An 18609-nucleotide genomic window follows, 5' to 3' on the forward strand; every position below is an offset into this window, starting at 1 on the left:
ATCGCTATCGCTAAACTTCGCTGCCGCTGGCCCAAAAAACGTGTAGAGGCGTTTGAAGCGACGAGAGGGAGTGCTGAAGTCATATCGTGAGCGATGACGAGCCGGATGCCGCCGGAGCGCAAAGGCTGGAGTTTACCTCCGACGAAATGAGAACCTTTAGCGCCGGCGGCGGAGTTGCAGTGCATCGCCATCTATCCCGTGTTTCTTCAATCTCCGAGCATGACTCCTATACTTTCCGTTTGCCTACCAACTCCGTTGACCGCCGTAATATCTTGGGGACAGCATGACATGACTACGTAACAGGTCATCATTGCCTTGAACACAATCCTGTCGTCTCTTTTGGCCACGGGTGGCACAAATGTCAGTGAGCCATCACCATCAAGTGGAACATTCATCCACACATTGAATGGTGATGGAACATGCGAAACCTCCTTGCCGATGGCAAGCAATGCCATTCGAAGATTATCAACACAGTTGTCATGGTATTCGCTTACGCCAAGCTGTCTATAGCGATTGATATCGCAGGCGGCAATCAATGTGTCATGCACCCCAGGCGAAGTATCTTCCACTAGTTCCAGCATCTCGTTTCTTCTATTGGAAACCATACTGTCACCGACAACCGGCACCAAGCGCCCAAGATGGGTTCGAGTATGTTCCATGGATAGAAATTCGTCTGGATCACTCGTATTGAAAGCCCACATATCGCAGACCTGCAATCCACTTACGTTAATCAGCGTAAGCATCTGCCCTTTTTCCAGTACAACGGCAGCGCCACACCTCGCGGGAATGAAATAGACCTTTCCTGGCTGCAGAACACCATTGCGCGAAAGCGGTTGGCTCACTGACAACTGTTTTTCTTCCAGCGCACCGAAAGAAGCCGCCAGATCAGGCTCCCTATCTCTACTTATATAACCACCCATCATCCACCTCGCTCACTGATTTTTCCGACTTATCATGAAGAATACATTGTTGGAAATCAGACACTCCCTCTCACCACATCGGCCCTCTTACGGCGAGCCGCGCAAATTTTTCATCCCGCGTGACTATTCTTATTTCAAGTTCTGCAATACAGACGTTTGCTGGACAGGGAATCACATCTGTTGCCGAGCATCTGGTACCCAGCAGGGGACGATCGAAGAAGCGGTCACGGAGGTGCGCTCACCCCGAGACCGGATCGGAAACAACGCGAGGAACGTCCAGACTGGCCGCCAGCCTGTCGACCAACGCCTCAACGCGTTGCTCCGCCTGAATCAGAGACTGCTGCAGCCGCTCGTCGGCAAACTCGTCATACTCCACGGCGATGCTGTGCAACTCCTCTATGCCGAGATAGGCGAAAACGGTACGCAAGTGTGGTTCGACGTGGTTGGTGTGCTCCATTCGCTCACCAGACTCGTAGCCATAGTCACCCCGGGCACCAAGCACCACCAAGCGCTTGCCCATGGCGCTCAGCATCGGCCAGTAGGGCAAGCCTGGGCGGGAGCGATCAAAACCGAAAGTCCGCCCGACTCGCACGATATTGTCGATATAAGCCTTGAATCCGGCCGGAACGCCGAAGTTGTACATCGGGACGCCAGCGATGATCAGATCCGCCTCGAGCAGTTCGTCGACCAGGGAATCACTCTCCGCGAGAACCTCGTGCATCCACCTATCCCGCGCTTCCGGCTTGGTGAAGGCGGCATGAATCCAATCACCGGTGACAGGACGAGGCGGCTGCTGGCCGACATCGCGATAGACGACCCTGTCGTCAGGACGTGCCCGTTGCCACTGTGTGACGAAGTGGGCGCTGAGGCGTCTCGAATGCGATCCGTGGGGTTGACTACCGGAAAGTCCGGAGCGTGCGCTGGCATCAAGGTGCAACAGTGTAGCCATGAAGATTCTCCTTTGGGATTAGTACCGCTCATGCTTGGTGGTGCACGAACGACAGAATCTTCCAATCGATTCGGGACGACAAACGATCTATTCTTTGCAGATACACAAAAATTTTTTGTCCATAGGGATGCGATGCAACGACGCCGACTACCACTCTCGCAGTTGCGTGCCTTTGAGGCGGCAGCACGTCACCGTAGTTTCAAGGGGGCGGCTGAAGAGCTGGCGGTAACGCCCGCCGCGATCAGCCACCAGGTACGTGAACTGGAAAGCTGGCTCGGCGTAGCGCTATTCGAGCGTCGCACCCGCCAGGTGATCCCTACCGACGCGGCAACGGAGCTTTCTCCCGTGCTACGCCAGGGCTTTGACGCCTTCGCCGAGGCATTGGAAAGTCTGCTCAAGCGAACGACACCCGCCAGCGTCACCCTCTCCTGCACTCCGGCCTTCGCCAGCCAGTGGCTGCTTCCTCGACTGACCGACTTTCATTCGACGAATCCCGATATCGCCTTGAATATCCATGCCAGCGAGAGCGTGCTTGATCTAACGCATGGAACCCGCCTGGCGATTCGTTACGGTATGGGCCCCTATCCGGACCATGAGGTGGTGACCCTGGCGACCGATCGCATTGCCCTGGTCGCCAGCCCGCAACTCCAGCTGGCTGGCGTCGACGACCTCAGGGGTGTTCGTCATATCGATTTCGACTGGTACTGTCCGAACCTTGGCCTGCCCGGCTGGGCTCAGTGGTGTCAGGCGTTGGGGTCTACCCCTGCCGTGCTAGGGCCTCGACTCGCCTTCTCCGAAGAAAGTCACGCGATCCAGGCCGCTATCTCCGGTCAGGGCGTGGCCCTGCTGGGCTTGACCCTGGTGCAGGATGAGATCGCTCGTGGTGTGCTGGAGGTGCCATTCGGCCCGTTTCTACCGGGACTGCACTACCACCTGATCAGGAGCCAAACAATGTCCGACAATGCCATCCTCGACAAGGTGGTGGTTTGGCTTCAACAGGCGTTTTCAGCGGCAACCGCTACCATAGGCGAACAACAGGCACCTTGATGCAACCCGTTTGCCTTCCCGCAAGAAATGACCGTCCTGGCCTTGAGCGTGGCGCTGGATGATCGAACTCAGACGTCATCGGACATCGAAGGCGTTCGCCCCATCGCCCCCTCTCCGATGACCCGAAGCAGCCGGTGGGACATGTGAGGATGACCCGACACTGCACGGGAGGGCATACTGGGGGCGATATCACTAAAACGGGAAAATGTTGTGAAACGGGCCATGCCAGGGATGCGGTCTGCTCTACTCACTACGGTGCTTGCCGCGGCGCTTGTTACTCTCAGCGGCTGCGCCGCCTTCGCCCCGGCGCCGCCGAGCCATCAGGACAATCTGTGCGAGATCTTTCGCCAGCAGCCTGACTGGTACGACGCCACCCAGGCCTCCTATGAAAAGTGGGGCACGCCCCCCTGGACCCAGATGGCCTTCATCAAGCGCGAGTCGTCGTTTCGCAGCCACGTCAGGCCGCCACGTACCAAACTACTGGGCTTCATTCCGTGGACGCGCCCGTCCTCGGCCTACGGCTATGCCCAGGCCCAGGATCCGGTATGGGGCGAATACGATGACGCCGCCGGCGGGCTGTTCGCCAGTCGCACCGACATGGACGACGCCACCGACTTCATCGGCTGGTACAACGCCCGCACGCGGCGCATGACGGGAGTGTCACTGTCCAACCCCGAGCACCTGTACCTGGCCTACCACGAAGGCCAGGGCGGCTATCAGCGCGGCAGCTATCGCGCCAAGCCGGCGGTGCAACGCGCGGCGCGGGAGGTGGCCAGCACCGCTTCCCGCTACCGCAGCCAACTGGCAGCCTGCGAGGCGGAATTCCGCTGCGACAGCTTCTATCAGGTATGGCCCTTCTGCCGCTGAGTCAGGTGGCCACCCACTATGCTTCCCGCTACCGCAGCCAACTGGCGGCCTGCGAGGCGGAATTCCGCTGCGACAGCTTCTATCAGGTATGGCCCTTCTGCCGCTGAGTCAGGTGGCCACCCACTATGCCTCCCGCTACCGCAGCCAACTGGCGGCCTGCGAGGCGGAATTCCGCTGCGACAGCTTCTATCAGGTATGGCCCTTCTGCCGCTGAGTCAGGTGGCCACCCACTATGCTTCCCGCTACCGCAGCCAACTGGCAGCCTGCGAGGCGGAATTCCGCTGCGACAGCTTCTATCAGGTATGGCCCTTCTGCCGCTGAGTCACGTCCCCACCCGCGGCGCGAGCCAGTTACGCCGGACATAAACGACCAGAGGCCCGAAAGGGCCTCTGGTCTGGTTCGTTCGCATCGTCGGGCTCAACCCTGCTGGGCAAGACGCTCGGCAGCCAGGCTCAACAGGTGTTCGGTGGTCTCCCAGCCGATGCAGGCGTCGGTGACCGAGACACCGTAGCGCAGCTTGCCGGGCTCCAGGGGTTGTTTGCCCTCGTTCAGGTGGCTTTCGAGCATCACCCCGATCAGCGAGGTGTCACCGGCCAGACGCTGGGCCAGCACCTCGAGCAGGACTTCGCTCTGACGGCGATGGTCCTTGCGTGCGTTGGCGTGACTGCAGTCCACCATCAGCCGCGGCGGCAGGCCGGTGCCGATCAGCGCCTTCCTGGCGGCGGCGACCGCATCGACCCCGTAGTTGGGCTCACCGTGGCCGCCCCGCAGCACCACATGGGTGTAGGGGTTGCCGGCAGTCTCGCGCATGACCGGCTGCCCCTGCTCGCCCACCGCGAAGTGCTGGTGGGGGTGGGCGGCCGAGCGCATGGCGTCCAGTGCCACCTGGACGTCGCCGCTGGTGGCGTTCTTGAAGCCGACCACCGCGCCGATGCCACTGGCCATCTCGCGATGCAGCTGGGATTCGGTGGTGCGTGCACCGATCGCGACCCAGGCCAGCAGGTCCTCAAGGTAGGGCGCGATCATCGGCTGCAGGATCTCGGTGGCCACCGGCAGGCCCAGCTCGACGATCTCGCGCATCAGCTGGCGTGACAGCTCGAGCCCACGCGCCATGTCGCCCTTGCCATCCAGGTCCGGGTCATAGGCCAGGCCCTTCCAGCCCACGGTGGTGCGGGGCTTCTCGACGTACACCCGCATCACCACCAGCACTCGATCACGGATGCTGTCGGCCAGGGAGGCCAGGCGCCGGGCGTATTCAAGCGCCGACCTGGGGTCATGGATCGAACAGGGCCCGACCACCGCCAGCAGGCGATCATCACGACCCTCGAGAATGTCACGGATCTGCTGACGCTGAGCGTCGACGCGATCGCTCAGGGTCGTCCCGAGTGGGCACTGGCGCTTGAGCGCCTGCGGGGTCGGCAGGGTCATCTGGGGGGCGGTCTCTTGCGTCGCGGCAGCGTTGAGGTCGGCGGTGGCAAGCGAAAGGCTGGCGGTCATGGTATCAGCTCCGTGTGGTCGTACATCGTTGGGTGCGTCGACCACCGAGGCGCTCACGGTCGGAGGTGGCCAGTTGGGCCGACCGCGCGTCGATAAATCGCCAGCTATCGCCATAGGCATAGCCATGGGAAATGGTGCTGGCGAAGAGTCGATATGCGGTCATGTCATTGCTCCGGTTGCCTGCCTTTCGCAGGTGAGTGCTACTGGGTGAAAACGTCTGGCCACACAAACAAGGAACCCCCGGACGGGCAGCCGTCCGGGGGTTCTGGGAGGCGGCCCTGGGGGGGGAGCGCCTCGCGAGTGCCAGATACTTGGATCAGGCCTCGCGCACCAGCGCCCCGGTATCAAACCAATACCAGGAAAAGCTGGGCCAATAAAAGGACACCGCGTCCGCATGCACACAATCCGAGCCCAAGACGGCACCGACGAGGGCGCTGTCGCTGCCATCGGGTCGGGGTCGGGTCGGGTTTGCGTGATCGGTCATCGGTGTCTCCTCGAATCTTGTTTCATCCTGCCCCGCGCCGGAGCAAATGGCAACCCCTGTGCACGGGCAGGAAAAGCGCCGTGCCGTCGACCATGGTCTGCTGACGCCCCTGGCTAGCCTGTCGCCAGCTGCACCCAGCCGATGGTCGCCGGCAGGCAGGTCATGCCGACCATCACCACCAGGCCGAGAAAGATCGTCAGGAATCCGCTTTCGTCATGAAAGCCGTCGTGAGAGCTGTCGCCATGCAGGTCGTCGTCGTGATGGGCCATGGGTCGCCTCCTTGTGATGTTGTTGTCAGGGTCATCCAGAGTCTAGGGGGATTCCTCGGGTCAGGCGAGTCCGCCGGCGATTCAGCGCAGGTGGCGGCCACCGTCCACGGCCAGGGTCGTCCCGGTCACATAGCGGTTGTCGAGCAGGTAGCGCAGGCTCTGGTAGATGACCCCGGGCCCCGGCACCATGTCCATCGCCGACTTGGCCCTGGCCTTGGCGGCATAGTCCTCGTCGTCGCCCTGATTGAGCATGATCAGCGCTGGCGCAATGGCGTTGACCTGGATCTCTGGGGCATAACGCGCGGCGAAGGACAGCGTCAGATTGTCGAGCCCGGCCTTGGTGGCGGCGTAGGCGGCGTGCTTGCGCGAGCCCTTCTGCACCACGTAGTCGGTCATGTGGACGATGTCCCGCTGGGGCTCGCTGCAGGCGTCGAGCAAGGCCTTGGCGTGGAGGTTAATCAGGTAAGGCGCCAGCATATGGATACGGAACAGCCGCTCGAAGGCGGCCCCGGCATCATCGCCATCGCTGTCCGGTGCCCAGTCGCTGGCGTTGTGGACGATGGCGCGAAGCGATCCGGTCTCGCTCTTGAGCCGCTCCAGGAAGTCGAGGATGCCGTCTTCGCTGGAGAAGTCCGCCTGGAGGGTGACGATGCCGCGCTCGCGCATGGCCTCGAGCTCCGGGCGCTCGCGGCGATAGCTGATGATCACCGGCTGGCCGTCCTGCACCAGGCGCTCGGCGCAGTGACGCCCCAGACGCTGGGCGCCACCGGTAATCAGGATCGGCGACGCGCTCATGACTGCTTTTCCCCGACCAGGCTACCGACCACCGGCACCAGAGGGTCGCGTGGCGCGTAGGCGAAGACGTCCGAGAACACCCGTGACGGGTCCAGCCCCAGCGAGGCGAGCACGTCGACACAGGCATAGACCATGCCGGGCGAGCCCGACAGATAGACGTCGTGGCCCGACACATCGCCAAGCTCGGCGGCGAGTGCGGCGTCGATACGGCCATGATGGGCGTGCACGCGCTCGTCGGCGAAGCCCTGCTCGAAGCCTTCCTCGCAGACCGCGTGGAAGCTGACCTTATCGGACTCGGCGACCCACTGCCGGGCCAGGCTCTCGGCGTACAGATCACGGCGTTCCTTGGCCGCCCACCACAGGCTGATGGGACGCTCGGGGTTGGCGTGGAGCGCCGCCTCGACGATCGCCTTCATCTGGGCGAAGCCGGTACCGGCGGCGATCAGCGTCAGCGGACGATCGCTTTCACCATCCAGCACGCAGTCGCCCCCCGGCAGGCGCACGGTCAGGTGCTGGGCCTCGACCAGCATGGCCCTGAGCTGGGCCGAGTTGGAGCGTTCGGGCCAGTGCTGAATATGCAGCTCGAGCCGCCCATCGTCACGATGGCGGCTGGCGATGGAAAAGGGCACCCAGCAGTCATCGTCCAGGCACATTTCCAGGTACTGGCCCGGGGCATGGGCCATGGCCTCGGCGCGTCCTTCCAGAATCACGCGAAACACGTCAGGGGTGAGGTCCTCGACCTCGATGACCTGGCAGGTCAGGGTCCTTGCCGTCATGTCGACCTCTTGTTGCTGTCGGGGAGAGGAATGTCGAATTCGTCCCAGCGCTCGCTGACCCGGGACTTGATGCTGTCATCCATGGCAATCGCCACGCCCCACTCCCTGTCCGTTTCACCCGGCCACTTGCTGGTGGCGTCCAGGCCCATCTTGGAGCCGAGCCCAGCCACCGGAGAGGCGAAATCGAGGTAGTCGATCGGGGTGTTCTCGACCATCACGGTGTCGCGGGCCGGGTCCATGCGGGTGGTGATGGCCCAGATCACGTCCTCCCACTGGCGAGCGTCGACGTCATCATCCAGCACGACCACGAACTTGGTGTACATGAACTGACGCAGGAAGCTCCATACCCCCATCATTACCCGCTTGGCGTGGCCCGGGTACTGCTTTTTCATGGTCACGACCGCCATGCGGTAGGAGCAGCCTTCCGGGGGCAGATAGAAGTCGACGATCTCAGGGAACTGGCGGCGCAGGATCGGCACGAACACCTCGTTCAAGGCGAGCCCGAGGATCGCAGGCTCGTCCGGTGGACGTCCGGTGTAGGTGGAGTGGTAGATGGCGTCCTTGCGCATGGTCATGCGCGTCACGGTGAACACCGGAAAGGTCTCCACCTCGTTGTAGTAGCCGGTATGGTCGCCGTAGGGACCTTCCGGCGCGGTATCATCGGGGTACAGGAAGCCCTCGAGGATGATCTCGGCAGACGCCGGCACCTGCAGGTCGGCGTGACCGCAGTTGACCAGTTCGGTGCGCGAGCCACGCAGCAGCCCGGCGAAGGCGTACTCGGACAGCGAATCAGGCACCGGGGTCACCGCCCCCAGAATGGTCGCCGGGTCGGCGCCCAGCGCCACCGCTACGGGGAAGGGCTCGCCGGGGTGCGCCTGCTGGAATTCCTGGAAGTCCAGCGCGCCGCCACGATGGGACAGCCAGCGCATGATCAGGCGGTTCTTGCCGAGCTTCTGCTGGCGATAGATACCGAGATTCTGACGACTCTTGTGCGGGCCCTTGGTGATCACCAGCGGCCAGGTCACCAGGGGGGCGGCATCACCGGGCCAGCAGTGCTGGATCGGCAGTCGATCCAGGTCCACCTCATCGCCCTCGAAGACTCGCTGCTGGACCGGTGCCGAGCGCACGGTCTTGGGACCCATGCTCATGATCTGCTTGAAGATCGGCAGCTTTTCCCAGGCATCGCGAAAGCCCTTGGGCGGCTCCGGCTCCTTGAGAAAGGCCAGCAGCTCACCGACCTCGCGCAGCGCCTCGACAGACTCCTGGCCCATGCCCATGGCGACGCGCCTGGGGGTGCCGAACAGGTTGCCGAGCAGCGGCATTTCGCTGCCCTTGACGTTCTCGAACAACAACGCCGGGCCGCCGGCGCGCAGGGTGCGATCGCAGATCTCGGTGATCTCGAGATAGGGGTCCACCTCGGCGGTCACCCGCTTGAGTTCGCCGGCGGCCTCGAGACCCGCGATAAAGTCACGCAAGTCACCATATTTCATGCGATTGCCTCGCTCCCCTGAACACAAAAGGGGCAGCATAGCATGCTGCCCCTCGTCTTGACCTCGGTCACCTGGACCTTGCGTCTGGCGACCGCCCAGGCGCGGCGTTGGCCAACGCTAGCGGCGCTTCATCGCCTCGAAGAATTCGAGGTTGGTCTTGGTGTCCTTGAGTCGGTCGATCAGGAACTCGGTGGCCGCGGTATCGTCCATCGGGTTGAGCAGCTTGCGCAGGATCCACATGCGCTGCATCTCCTCGTCGGAGGCGATCAGGTCCTCACGACGGGTGCCGCTGCGGCGAATGTTGAGCGCAGGATAGACGCGACGCTCGGCCAGACGGCGATCCAGATGGGCTTCCATGTTACCGGTGCCCTTGAACTCCTCGAAGATCACTTCGTCCATCTTGGAGCCGGTGTCCACCAGGGCGGTGGCGATGATGGTCAGGCTGCCGCCTTCCTCGATGTTACGCGCGGCACCGAAGAAGCGCTTGGGCTTTTCCAGGGCGTGGGCGTCGACACCACCGGTCAGCACCTTGCCGGAGGACGGCACCACGGTGTTGTAGGCGCGCGCCAGACGGGTGATGGAATCGAGCAGGATGACCACGTCCTTCTTGTGCTCGACCAGACGCTTGGCCTTCTCGATCACCATCTCGGCCACCTGAACGTGACGCGCCGGCGGCTCGTCGAAGGTCGAGGCGACCACTTCACCGCGCACGGTGCGCGACATCTCGGTGACCTCCTCGGGGCGCTCGTCGATCAGCAGCACGATCAGCTGGCACTCGGGATTGTTGCGCGTGATCGAGGTGGCGATGTTCTGCAGCATCAGCGTCTTGCCCGCCTTGGGCGGCGACACGATCAGGCCACGCTGACCCTTGCCGATGGGCGCGGTCAGGTCGATGATGCGCGCGGTCAGATCCTCGGTGGAACCGTTGCCGATCTCCATGCGCAGACGGTCCTGCGGAAACAGCGGCGTGAGGTTCTCGAACAGGATCTTGTGCTTGGCGTTCTCCGGCCGGTCCAGGTTGATCTGGCTGACCTTCAACAGCGCGAAGTAGCGCTCGCCTTCTTTCGGCGGGCGAATCTTGCCGGAGATGGTGTCGCCCTTGCGCAGGTTGAAGCGCCGGATCTGGGACGGCGACACATAGATATCGTCGGGGCCGGCCAGGTAGGAGCTGTCGGCGCTGCGCAGGAATCCGAAACCGTCCTGAAGGATCTCCAGCACGCCATCGCCGAAGATGTCTTCGCCGCTCTTGGCGTGCTTCTTCAGGATGGCAAAGATGATGTCCTGCTTGCGGGACCGGGCCAGGTTGTCGATACCCATCTCGCGGGCGATATCGAGAAGCTCCGGCACGGGCTTTTGCTTGAGTTCGGTCAGATTCATCAGAGTTCAGAAATTACTCGTGGAAGCCGGGCGGCAAGGCGCCGAGGGGCGAAAAGACACGCCGATTGAGTGCGTTCAGAGCCCGAGGCTGCTCGTGCGAGGCCAGGTAAAGATAATAGGGCCATTGACTGGATTCTCCGGAGGGGAGATCCACGCCAGCGTCTGGACGAGGGAGCAGGTTCATTCGCCGTTGCCAGCGTCTCGCGGGCTTGGGCCGGGGCCTTGGCCGGGAGCGGAGCTGACGTCGTGCGGGCTGTCTGACGACTTGGGATGGTCACGTCGCGGCGGCGGCGCGACCGGGAAAACACATTCGAAACAGGCGAATGACCCGATACTAGACAAGCCGGAAGGGGAACGCAAGCCCCGTGGCGGACCCGGATCATTGACATCCCCCGGGGCGAAACGCAACCTTGATCCATCTCCAGTGAAGGACCCGCCATGAATCAACCCTCGGATACGCTCAGCACCCTGCGCGAGTCGCCCCACGACGCCACCAAGGACCCCGCCCGCCTTGCCGCCATCGATCTGGGCTCCAACAGCTTTCACCTGCTGGTGGCCAACTATCAGGATGACCGGCTGCAGGTGGTGGCGCGGCTGGGCGAAAAGGTCCAGCTGGCGGCGGGCCTGGACGACGACGGCTACCTCAACGAGGACGCCATGACGCGGGCGCTGGACTGCCTGGCTCGCTTTGCGCCCTTTCTCGAGGGCATCCCCGCCTCGCGTATGCGGGTGGTGGGCACCAACGCCCTGCGCGATGCCCACAATAGCCAGGAGTTGATCGACCGCGCCGAGGCCATGCTCGGCACGCGCATCGAGATCATCGCCGGGCGCGAGGAGGCACGCCTGATCTACCTCGGCGCGGCCCACGCCCTGGCCGAGAACGGGCGCCGGCTGATCGTCGATATCGGCGGCGGTTCCACCGAGTTCATCATCGGCGAACAGTTCGAACCCAAGGCGCTGGAAAGCCTGTCCATGGGCTGCGTGACCTTTACCCGACGCTTCTTCGGCGACGGCGATATCAGCGAGAAGCGCATGCGCAACGCCGAACTCGCGGCGTTGTCGGAACTGGCTAATATCCGCAGACCCTACCAGCGTCTGGGCTGGGATGACCCGGTGGGCTCCAGCGGCACCATCAAGGCGGCGGCGGCGGTGATGCACGCGGCAGGCGACGCGCCGGAAGGAGTGATCACTCGCGACGGTCTGGCCAAGTTGAGAAAGCGCTTGATCAAGACCAAGCAGCTCGACAAGGTCTCCATGGACGGGCTCAAGGCCGATCGTGCCCGGGTCTTTCCCGCCGGTGTCGCGATTCTGTGCGCGATCTTCGAGGCCTTCGACCTCAGCGAAATGCGCTACGCCGACGGCGCCCTGCGTGAAGGGGTGCTCTACGACATGGCTGGCCGCAACAGTCCCGAGGACTCGCGTCTAAAGAGCCTGGAGACCCTGGCCCGCTACAACGCCGTCGACGTTCGCCAGGCCGACAATGTGGCCGCCTCGGCCAAGGCGCTGTTCGCCCAGGTCGCCGACGACTGGGGGCTCGATGAGGAACGTGGCCGCTATCTGGAGTGGGCCGCCTGGGTGCACGAGATCGGCCAGTCGATCTCGCACAGTCAGTTCCATCGCCACGGCGCCTATCTGCTCGAGCACTCGGATCTGGCCGGCTTCTCGCGCCCGGAACAGCGCCTGCTGGCCTTCCTGGTCCGCGCCCACCGACGCAAGTTCCCGAGCAAGGAATGGCAGCTGTTGCCGAAGGCCGAACAGCGTGACAGCCAGCGCCTGGCACGCCTGCTTCGACTGGCGGTGATCCTCAACCATTCGCGCCCGGAGCAGCCGCCGGCGACGCCGCGGCTCGAGGTGGACGGCGAGGTCCTGCATCTGCACTACCAGGGCAGCGACGAGCCAGGCCTCTTGTGCACCGACCTGGAACGCGAGGCCGACTACCTGGCCAATACCGACTTCGCGCTCAAGCTGCACGCGGGCACGGCCCACGCCGAGGCCTGAGCCCTCTCACACGGTCCCTGGCCAGAGCCCTTGGTCAAAAGCCACTGCCAGAGCCCTTGGCCAAGCCATCAGCCGGCCCCAGGCGTTGCCCGTAAGGGCGACGCCGTCCAGCCCTCGGCCAGGGCGATCCAGCACCCCCTGCCGGCGTCCAGCGCAGCCACACAGACCTCGCCCTGCCACACCACCAGCACCTGGGCACGCCGCCAGGGCGGCACACCAGCTTCCTGCAGCAGCCGCTTCAGGTCGCGACTTCCTCGCCCGGCAAGCCTCAGCCTTTCGCCGCCCTGGCGCTGGCGCAGCCACAGTGGCAGCGGCGTTTCCTCCTCTGTCGTCGGCAGCTTCATCGACACCCCCGCGACCACCAGGGCGCTCCCTGGCGACCAGGGGCCTTCGGCAACCTCCAGCGGATCTCCGGCACCCTCCCCCATCAGCCACAACGCACCGCGCCAGAGCCGCGCCTCTGCCCCGGGCCAGCTCACCTTGACCTCGGCGTCACGCCGGGCATGACATTGCTCGAGCAGATCGTCCAACCGTGGTCCCGGTGCCGGCGCAAGTCCCAGCCGACGCATGCACAGCCCGATCAACCAGCGCTGACGGCGCCGTGACAGCGACAGCAGGCCCTCGAGTTCCAGCCTGGCGGGGTCGCCACCCAGCCGCGCCAGATCCTCAAGCGCGTATTCGTCCAGCAGTGCCGCCGCCTCGCCGGCATGCCGTGCACTCGCCGCCAGGGCGTCCGCGGCGTCGGGCCAGCGCTGCTCCAGCGCCGGCACCACCTCATGACGCAGATAGTTGCGATCGAACTCGCGACTGGCGTTGCTGGGGTCCTCGACCCAATCGAGCCCGCGACGCCGGGCTTCGGCTTCCAGTTCGCTTCGCCGGACCTCCAGCAAGGGGCGCTCGATCGAAAGGCCACGCTCCTCACGCCGCGCCGGCATGGCGGCAAGGCCCGCAACGCCTGCGCGCCTGAGTGCGGCCAGCAGCAGCGTCTCGGCCTGGTCATCACGGTGCTGGGCCAGCCACAGCACATCACCGGCGTCCAGGCATTCGACGAAGGCGTCGTAGCGCGCCTGGCGCGCCGCCGCCTCCAGGCCCTTGCCGGAGGTACGGTCCACCCTTGCCCGGACGACCTCGAGGGTTATCCCCAGCTGCGCGCATAGCCTGCGACAGTGGCGCTCGAAGTCATCCGCCGCCGCCTGCAGGCCATGGTGCACGTGGATCGCCCGCAATCGGCGCGACCGCTGCCCGCAGACCCTTGCCGCCAGCACCAGCAGCACGCAGGAGTCGAGCCCGCCGGACAGCGCGATCCACAACGACCGCTGTCGCGGCACCCGGTCGAGGGCCCGCTCGATTCGCGCTTCAAGGGTGGGAGACGTCGGCATGTCGGCGATTCCTGCAAGTCGGACGTGACGGCTGGTGCCTGGTACGCAGGCGGCCCCCATCGCAGGACGATGGGGGCCGCAGGAACAACGCTGGACGCAGGGAGCTTGCCCGCACGTCACTTACGCCGGGGCGCCATAGCTCATCAGACGCTCGTAGCGACGCTCGAGCAGCGCCTCGGTGTCCATGGCGTCGAGGCGCTCGAGGCTTTCGCCGATGGCGTCGCGGACCCGGGTGGCGGTTTCATGGGGGAAACGATGGGCGCCGCCCAGGGGTTCCTTGATCAGGGTGTCGACGAAGCCCAACTCCTTGAGTCGGCTGGCGGTGATTCCCATGGCCTGAGCGGCGTCGCTGGCCCGCTCGGCGCTCTTCCACAGGATCGAGGCACAGCCTTCCGGCGAGATCACCGAGTAGGTCGAGTATTCGAGCATCATCAGCTCGTCGCAAACGCCGATGGCCAGGGCACCACCGGAACCGCCTTCGCCCACCACGGTGGAAATGATCGGCGTCTCAAGCCGCGACATCACCGCCAGATTGTAGGCGATGGCCTCGCTCTGGCCGCGCTCCTCGGCGTCGATGCCAGGGTAGGCGCCAGGGGTGTCGATAAAGGTCAGCACCGGCATCTTGAAGCGCTCGGCCATCTCCATCAGACGGCAGGCCTTGCGATAGCCTTCCGGACGCGGCATGCCGAAGTTGCGGCGCACCTTCTCCTTGACGTCGCGGCCCTTCTGGTGGCCGATGATCATCACCGGACGATCATTGAGTCGCGCCACACCGCCGACGATGGCAGCGTCATCGGCGAACTCGCGATCACCGTGCAGTTCGTCGAAGTCAGTGAATACGTGCTCGAGGTAGTCCAGGGTGTAGGGACGCTGGGGATGGCGCGACAGCTGGGATACCTGCCACGGCGACAGGTCCTTGAAGATCGACTCGGTGAGCTTGCGGCTCTTTTCCTCGAGTCGGGAAATTTCGTCCGCCAGGCTGACCTGGCTGTCGTTGCCGACCAGACGCAGTTCTTCGATCTTGGCCTGCAGTTCGGCGATGGGCTGTTCGAAATCGAGATAGTTGGGATTCATGGGCCAGCCTTGTGGTCATGGTCAGGCGGGCGCGACGCAGTCGTCGCAAGCCCACCCATGGCAAAGAAAAAGTGGTGTGCATTATCGCACCCTGACCGGGCCACGCAAGGCGCAGCGGGTCAAGATCGTCGTAGAGGCGCCCTCGCAACCCCGCGCCGCTAGCGATACTTGAGGCGGACGCCGTCCTGGCCCTCGACCTCACGCAGCGCGATCAGCAGGTCGTCGGATGGCAGCACCTTCCACTGCTCGTCGAGTTCGAGCCAGCCGGTGGCCTCCAGATTGCGGTAGCGCAGGCGCACCGGCAGGCCTTCCTGGTGACGATGAGGCTCGAGGCTCGTGCGCAGGCTGTCGATCAGTCGACCGTTGGCCTCGCGACCATCCACCGAGACTTCTACCGCCTGACCGAAGCGCGAGCGCGCCTGGACCATGGGGGTGACCTCCTTGCCGCGCAGGCGCAGGCCGCCGGAGTAGTCGTCGCTGGACACCTCGCCTTCGATGATCAGCACCTCGGCGTTGTCGAGCTGTTCGCGCACGCTGTCGTAGAGCTCACCGAACAGCGACGCCTCGATGCGCCCGGTACGGTCGTCCAGGGTCACGAACGCCATGGTGTCGCCACGCTTTGACTTCATGGTGCGCTGGGCCACCACCAGGCCGGCGACCCGCTGGGGCTCGCGGGACGGCTTCAAGTCGGCGATGCGGGTCGAGACGAAGCGCGAAAGCTCTTCCTCGTATTCATCGATGGGATGGCCGGTCAGGTAGAGGCCCAGGGTGTCCTTCTCGCCGGCCAGGCGCTCGCGATCGCTCCACTCACGCACCCGCAGATAGTCGGCGTAGGGATCGCTGGCGCTGTCGTCCTCGTCCGGGGCGAAGGCCTCGCCAAACAGATCCATCATCCCGGCGCTCTGGTTCTTGTGGCTCTGGGCCGCGGCCTTCAGGGCGTCATCCAGCGAGGCGGCCAGCACGGCGCGGTTGGGCCCCAGGTTGTCCAGCGCCCCGGAGCGGATCAAGGCTTCCAGGGTGCGCTTGTTCATGCGCTTGGGGTCGATCCGCCGACAGAAGTCGAACAGGTCGCTGAAGGGGCCGTCTGCGCTGCGCGCCTCGACGATGGCGCCGATGGGACCTTCGCCCACGCCGCGGATCGCGCCCAGGCCGTAGACCACCCGCCCCTCTTCGTCGACGGTGAACTTGTAGCCACCGACATTGACGTCCGGCGGGGTCACCGTCAGCTTGAGGTGACGACACTCCTCGATCAGCGGCACCACCTTGTCGAGGTTGTCCATCTCGGTGGACATTACCGCCGCCATGAAGGGACCCGGATAGTGGGCCTTGAGCCAGGCGGTCTGGTAGGACACCAGGGCGTAGGCGGCGGAATGCGACTTGTTGAAGCCGTAGCCGGCGAACTTCTCCACCAGGTCGAAGATGTTGCCCGCCAGGTCGGCATCGATGCCGTTGGCCGCGCAGCCCTCCATGAAGCCGGCGCGCTGCTTGGCCATCTCTTCCGGCTTCTTCTTGCCCATGGCACGCCGCAACAGGTCGGCCTGGCCCAGCGAGTAGCCGGCCATCACCTGGGCGATCTGCATCACCTGCTCCTGGTACAGGATGATGCCGTAGGTGGGCTGCAGCACCGGCTTGAGCAGTTCGTGCTGGTAGTCCGGGTGCGGATAGGATATCTCCGCCCGACCGTGCTTGCGGTTGATGAAGTCGTCGACCATGCCGGACTGAAGCGGACCGGGACGGAACAGCGCCACCAGGGCGATCATGTCCTCCAGCGAGTCCGGCAGCAGGCGCTTGATCAGCTCCTTCATGCCGCGGGATTCGAGCTGGAACACGGCGGTGGTCTCGGCCTTCTTGAGCATCTCGAAGGTCTTGCCGTCATCCAGCGGAATGGTGTCGATATCGAGCGGTCCCTGGCCCTCCTTCGAGCGCACCTTGTCGACCATCTCCAACGCCCAGTCGATGATGGTCAGGGTGCGCAGGCCAAGAAAGTCGAACTTGACCAGGCCGGCGTCCTCGATGTCGTTCTTGTCGAACTGCACCACCAGACCGGAGCCGTCTTCATCGCACAACAGCGGCGAGAAGTCGGTCAGCTTGGTCGGAGCGATCACCACGCCACCGGCGTGCTTGCCGGTGCCTCGGGTCACGCCCTCGAGCTTGAGCGCCATGTCCCAGATTTCCTGGGCCTCCTCGTCGGCCTCGAGGAACTCCTTGAGCTGAGGCTCCTCCTCGATGGCCTTGGCCAGGGTCATGCCGACCTCGAAGGGGATCAGCTTGGACAGCTTGTCACCCAGCGAATAGGGCTTGCCCTGGGCCCGGGCCACGTCGCGCACCACCGCCTTGGCGGCCATGGTGCCGAAGGTGACGATCTGGGACACCGCGTTGCGGCCATAGCGCTCGGCCACGTAGTCGATGACCCGGTCGCGCTTCTCCATGCAGAAGTCGACGTCGAAGTCGGGCATGGAGACACGTTCCGGGTTGAGGAAGCGCTCGAACAGCAGGTCGTACTGGATCGGGTCGAGGTCGGTGATCTTCTGGGCGTAGGCCACCAGCGAGCCGGCACCGGACCCCCGCCCCGGCCCCACCGGCACGTCGTTGTCCTTGGCCCACTGGATGAAGTCCATCACGATCAGGAAGTAGCCAGGGAACCCCATCTGCAGAATGATGTTCAGCTCGAAGTCCAGGCGCTCGCGGTAGCGTTGCTCGAGGGCCGCCCATTCGTCGCTGTCGCGGGGGTGCTGCGCCACCGGATAGAGCGCCTCGAGGCGCTCGGTCAGGCCGTCGTGGGAGATCTTGCGGAAGAACTCGTCCTGGGTCATGCCCTCGGGGATGCCGTACTCCGGCAGGAAGATCTCGCCCAGACGCACGTCGACGTTGCAGCGCGCGGCGATCATTACGCTGTTTTCCAGCGCCTCGGGGATATCGGCGAACAGCTCGGCCATCTCCTGGGGCGACTTCAGGTACTGCTCTTCGGTGTAACGGCGCTCACGTCGGGGATCGTCGAGCGCCTTGCCCTCACCGATGGAGACCCGGGTCTCGTGGGCCCAGAAGTCCTCGCGCTTCAAAAAGCGCACGTCATTGGTGGCCACCACCGGCACCCCGGTGTCCAGCGCCAGCGCCACCGAGGCGTGTACGCAGTCTTCTTCCAGCGGGCGGCCGGTACGGGTCAGCTCCAGATAGAAACGTCCCTGGAAGGCCTGGCACCAGTCGTCCAGCAGGCGCCTGGCATCGGCGTGAAGATCGCTGAGCAGGTGGCGACCGACATCGCCATCGCGACCACCAGACAGCGCAATCAGCCCCTCGTTCTGCTCGAGCACCCAGGCCTTCTCCAGGTAGGCCCGCCCCTGGCGCTGGCCCTCGACCCAGCCACGCGAGATCAGCTCGGTCAGATTGCGGTAGCCGACGTCGTTCATCGCCAGCAGGGTCACCCGATAGGGGTGATCCAGGTCGTGGCCGTTGACCAGCCACAGATCTGCGCCGATGACCGGCTTCATGCCGGCGCCCTGGACACCGTTGTAGAACTTCACCAGGCCGAACAGGTTGGCCTCGTCGGTCAGCGCCAGCGCCGGCGCCCCGTGCTCGATGCCCGCCTTGACGTACGGCTTGAGGCGCACCAGGCCATCGACGAGGGAGAACTCGCTGTGGACGCGAAGATGAACGAAGGGAGCGGACATGAGAAAGCCTTACCTCGAC

The 18609-nt window shown here is 64.3% G+C and carries 16 protein-coding genes; 4 read left to right on the top strand and 12 right to left on the bottom strand.

The features are described from left to right. Positions 1-206: 206 nt before the first annotated feature. Entirely contained in the window at positions 207-923 is a 717-nt protein-coding gene (locus NFG57_RS17095) for an urea carboxylase-associated family protein (protein ID WP_348814841.1), read from the bottom strand. Positions 924-1158: 235 nt separating this feature from the next. Next, positions 1159-1869, bottom strand: coding sequence for an NAD(P)H-dependent oxidoreductase (locus tag NFG57_RS17100; protein ID WP_222570007.1), 711 nt, complete (start codon positions 1867-1869; stop codon positions 1159-1161). Between the two features lie 132 nt (positions 1870-2001). On the opposite strand from NFG57_RS17100, the gene NFG57_RS17105 reads away from it, so the two are divergent. The 3 genes from NFG57_RS17105 to NFG57_RS17115 all read left to right on the top strand — a co-directional run bounded on the left by NFG57_RS17105 (position 2002) and on the right by NFG57_RS17115 (position 3997). Beyond that, positions 2002-2916 (top strand): LysR substrate-binding domain-containing protein, encoded by a 915-nt coding sequence (locus NFG57_RS17105; protein ID WP_181248594.1) that lies wholly within the window; start codon positions 2002-2004, stop codon positions 2914-2916. 231 nt (positions 2917-3147) lie between these two features. Continuing rightward, positions 3148-3783: a lysozyme-like domain containing protein gene (locus tag NFG57_RS17110; protein WP_108132294.1), complete on the top strand. Its 636-nt coding sequence runs from the start codon at positions 3148-3150 to the stop codon at positions 3781-3783. Between the two features lie 88 nt (positions 3784-3871). Next, a complete protein-coding gene (locus NFG57_RS17115; protein WP_308812414.1) occupies positions 3872-3997 on the top strand; it encodes a hypothetical protein in 126 nt (41 codons plus the stop codon). A 203-nt stretch (positions 3998-4200) separates the two neighbouring features. On the opposite strand, the gene NFG57_RS17120 is transcribed toward NFG57_RS17115, so the two are convergent. The 7 genes from NFG57_RS17120 to rho form a co-directional block, all read right to left on the bottom strand. Continuing rightward, positions 4201-5280, bottom strand: a complete 1080-nt coding sequence (locus NFG57_RS17120) for a 3-deoxy-7-phosphoheptulonate synthase (protein WP_108132293.1) — start codon at positions 5278-5280, stop codon at positions 4201-4203. Positions 5281-5596: 316 nt separating this feature from the next. After that, positions 5597-5764: a hypothetical protein gene (locus tag NFG57_RS17125; RefSeq protein WP_156088602.1), complete on the bottom strand. Its 168-nt coding sequence runs from the start codon at positions 5762-5764 to the stop codon at positions 5597-5599. Positions 5765-5877: 113 nt separating this feature from the next. Continuing rightward, on the bottom strand, positions 5878-6033 hold the full coding sequence (locus NFG57_RS17130; protein WP_181248593.1) for a hypothetical protein: 156 nt from the start codon (positions 6031-6033) through the stop codon (positions 5878-5880). 81 nt (positions 6034-6114) lie between these two features. Next, positions 6115-6828: a dihydromonapterin reductase gene (gene folM, locus NFG57_RS17135; protein WP_108132292.1), complete on the bottom strand. Its 714-nt coding sequence runs from the start codon at positions 6826-6828 to the stop codon at positions 6115-6117. Next, positions 6825-7604: an NAD(P)H-flavin reductase gene (locus NFG57_RS17140; RefSeq protein WP_348814842.1), complete on the bottom strand. Its 780-nt coding sequence runs from the start codon at positions 7602-7604 to the stop codon at positions 6825-6827. The genes folM and NFG57_RS17140 overlap by 4 nt, the downstream gene beginning before the upstream one ends. Beyond that, complete coding sequence (gene ubiD, locus NFG57_RS17145; protein WP_348814843.1) at positions 7601-9094, bottom strand: 4-hydroxy-3-polyprenylbenzoate decarboxylase; 1494 nt, start codon at positions 9092-9094, stop codon at positions 7601-7603. The genes NFG57_RS17140 and ubiD overlap by 4 nt, the downstream gene beginning before the upstream one ends. A 117-nt stretch (positions 9095-9211) precedes the next feature. Beyond that, positions 9212-10471, bottom strand: coding sequence for a transcription termination factor Rho (gene rho / locus NFG57_RS17150; protein ID WP_045991171.1), 1260 nt, complete (start codon positions 10469-10471; stop codon positions 9212-9214). 438 nt (positions 10472-10909) lie between these two features. Between rho and ppx the strand changes: the two genes are divergently transcribed. Beyond that, positions 10910-12469, top strand: coding sequence for an exopolyphosphatase (gene ppx / locus NFG57_RS17155; RefSeq protein ID WP_108449746.1), 1560 nt, complete (start codon positions 10910-10912; stop codon positions 12467-12469). 68 nt (positions 12470-12537) lie between these two features. On the opposite strand, the gene tilS is transcribed toward ppx, so the two are convergent. The 3 genes from tilS to dnaE form a co-directional block, all read right to left on the bottom strand. Then, the gene (tilS, locus tag NFG57_RS17160; protein WP_348814844.1) at positions 12538-13848 is read right to left on the bottom strand and encodes a tRNA lysidine(34) synthetase TilS; all 1311 of its coding nucleotides are present in this window, start codon (positions 13846-13848) and stop codon (positions 12538-12540) included. A 120-nt stretch (positions 13849-13968) separates the two neighbouring features. Then, positions 13969-14922, bottom strand: coding sequence for an acetyl-CoA carboxylase carboxyltransferase subunit alpha (locus NFG57_RS17165; protein WP_253553657.1), 954 nt, complete (start codon positions 14920-14922; stop codon positions 13969-13971). 158 nt (positions 14923-15080) lie between these two features. Further along, positions 15081-18590: a DNA polymerase III subunit alpha gene (gene dnaE / locus NFG57_RS17170; RefSeq protein ID WP_124803472.1), complete on the bottom strand. Its 3510-nt coding sequence runs from the start codon at positions 18588-18590 to the stop codon at positions 15081-15083. Between the last annotated feature and the right edge of the window lie 19 nt (positions 18591-18609).

This window comes from Halomonas sp. H10-59 (assembly GCF_040070555.1).
Lineage (GTDB): Bacteria > Pseudomonadota > Gammaproteobacteria > Pseudomonadales > Halomonadaceae > Halomonas > Halomonas litopenaei.

What these genes read in the sequence shown, in the direction of transcription:
- NFG57_RS17120 (WP_108132293.1), bottom strand. Translation starts at nt 5,280, where the DNA reads ATGACCGCCAGCCTTTCGCTTGCCACCGCCGACCTCAACGCTGCCGCG.
- NFG57_RS17095 (WP_348814841.1), bottom strand. Translation starts at nt 923, where the DNA reads ATGATGGGTGGTTATATAAGTAGAGATAGGGAGCCTGATCTGGCGGCT.
- rho (WP_045991171.1), bottom strand. Translation starts at nt 10,471, where the DNA reads ATGAATCTGACCGAACTCAAGCAAAAGCCCGTGCCGGAGCTTCTCGAT.
- NFG57_RS17105 (WP_181248594.1), top strand. Translation starts at nt 2,002, where the DNA reads ATGCAACGACGCCGACTACCACTCTCGCAGTTGCGTGCCTTTGAGGCG.
- NFG57_RS17115 (WP_308812414.1), top strand. Translation starts at nt 3,872, where the DNA reads ATGGCCCTTCTGCCGCTGAGTCAGGTGGCCACCCACTATGCCTCCCGC.
- NFG57_RS17125 (WP_156088602.1), bottom strand. Translation starts at nt 5,764, where the DNA reads ATGACCGATCACGCAAACCCGACCCGACCCCGACCCGATGGCAGCGAC.
- NFG57_RS17100 (WP_222570007.1), bottom strand. Translation starts at nt 1,869, where the DNA reads ATGGCTACACTGTTGCACCTTGATGCCAGCGCACGCTCCGGACTTTCC.
- folM (WP_108132292.1), bottom strand. Translation starts at nt 6,828, where the DNA reads ATGAGCGCGTCGCCGATCCTGATTACCGGTGGCGCCCAGCGTCTGGGG.
- NFG57_RS17165 (WP_253553657.1), bottom strand. Translation starts at nt 14,922, where the DNA reads ATGAATCCCAACTATCTCGATTTCGAACAGCCCATCGCCGAACTGCAG.
- ppx (WP_108449746.1), top strand. Translation starts at nt 10,910, where the DNA reads ATGAATCAACCCTCGGATACGCTCAGCACCCTGCGCGAGTCGCCCCAC.
- dnaE (WP_124803472.1), bottom strand. Translation starts at nt 18,590, where the DNA reads ATGTCCGCTCCCTTCGTTCATCTTCGCGTCCACAGCGAGTTCTCCCTC.
- NFG57_RS17110 (WP_108132294.1), top strand. Translation starts at nt 3,148, where the DNA reads ATGCGGTCTGCTCTACTCACTACGGTGCTTGCCGCGGCGCTTGTTACT.
- ubiD (WP_348814843.1), bottom strand. Translation starts at nt 9,094, where the DNA reads ATGAAATATGGTGACTTGCGTGACTTTATCGCGGGTCTCGAGGCCGCC.
- tilS (WP_348814844.1), bottom strand. Translation starts at nt 13,848, where the DNA reads ATGCCGACGTCTCCCACCCTTGAAGCGCGAATCGAGCGGGCCCTCGAC.
- NFG57_RS17140 (WP_348814842.1), bottom strand. Translation starts at nt 7,604, where the DNA reads ATGACGGCAAGGACCCTGACCTGCCAGGTCATCGAGGTCGAGGACCTC.
- NFG57_RS17130 (WP_181248593.1), bottom strand. Translation starts at nt 6,033, where the DNA reads ATGGCCCATCACGACGACGACCTGCATGGCGACAGCTCTCACGACGGC.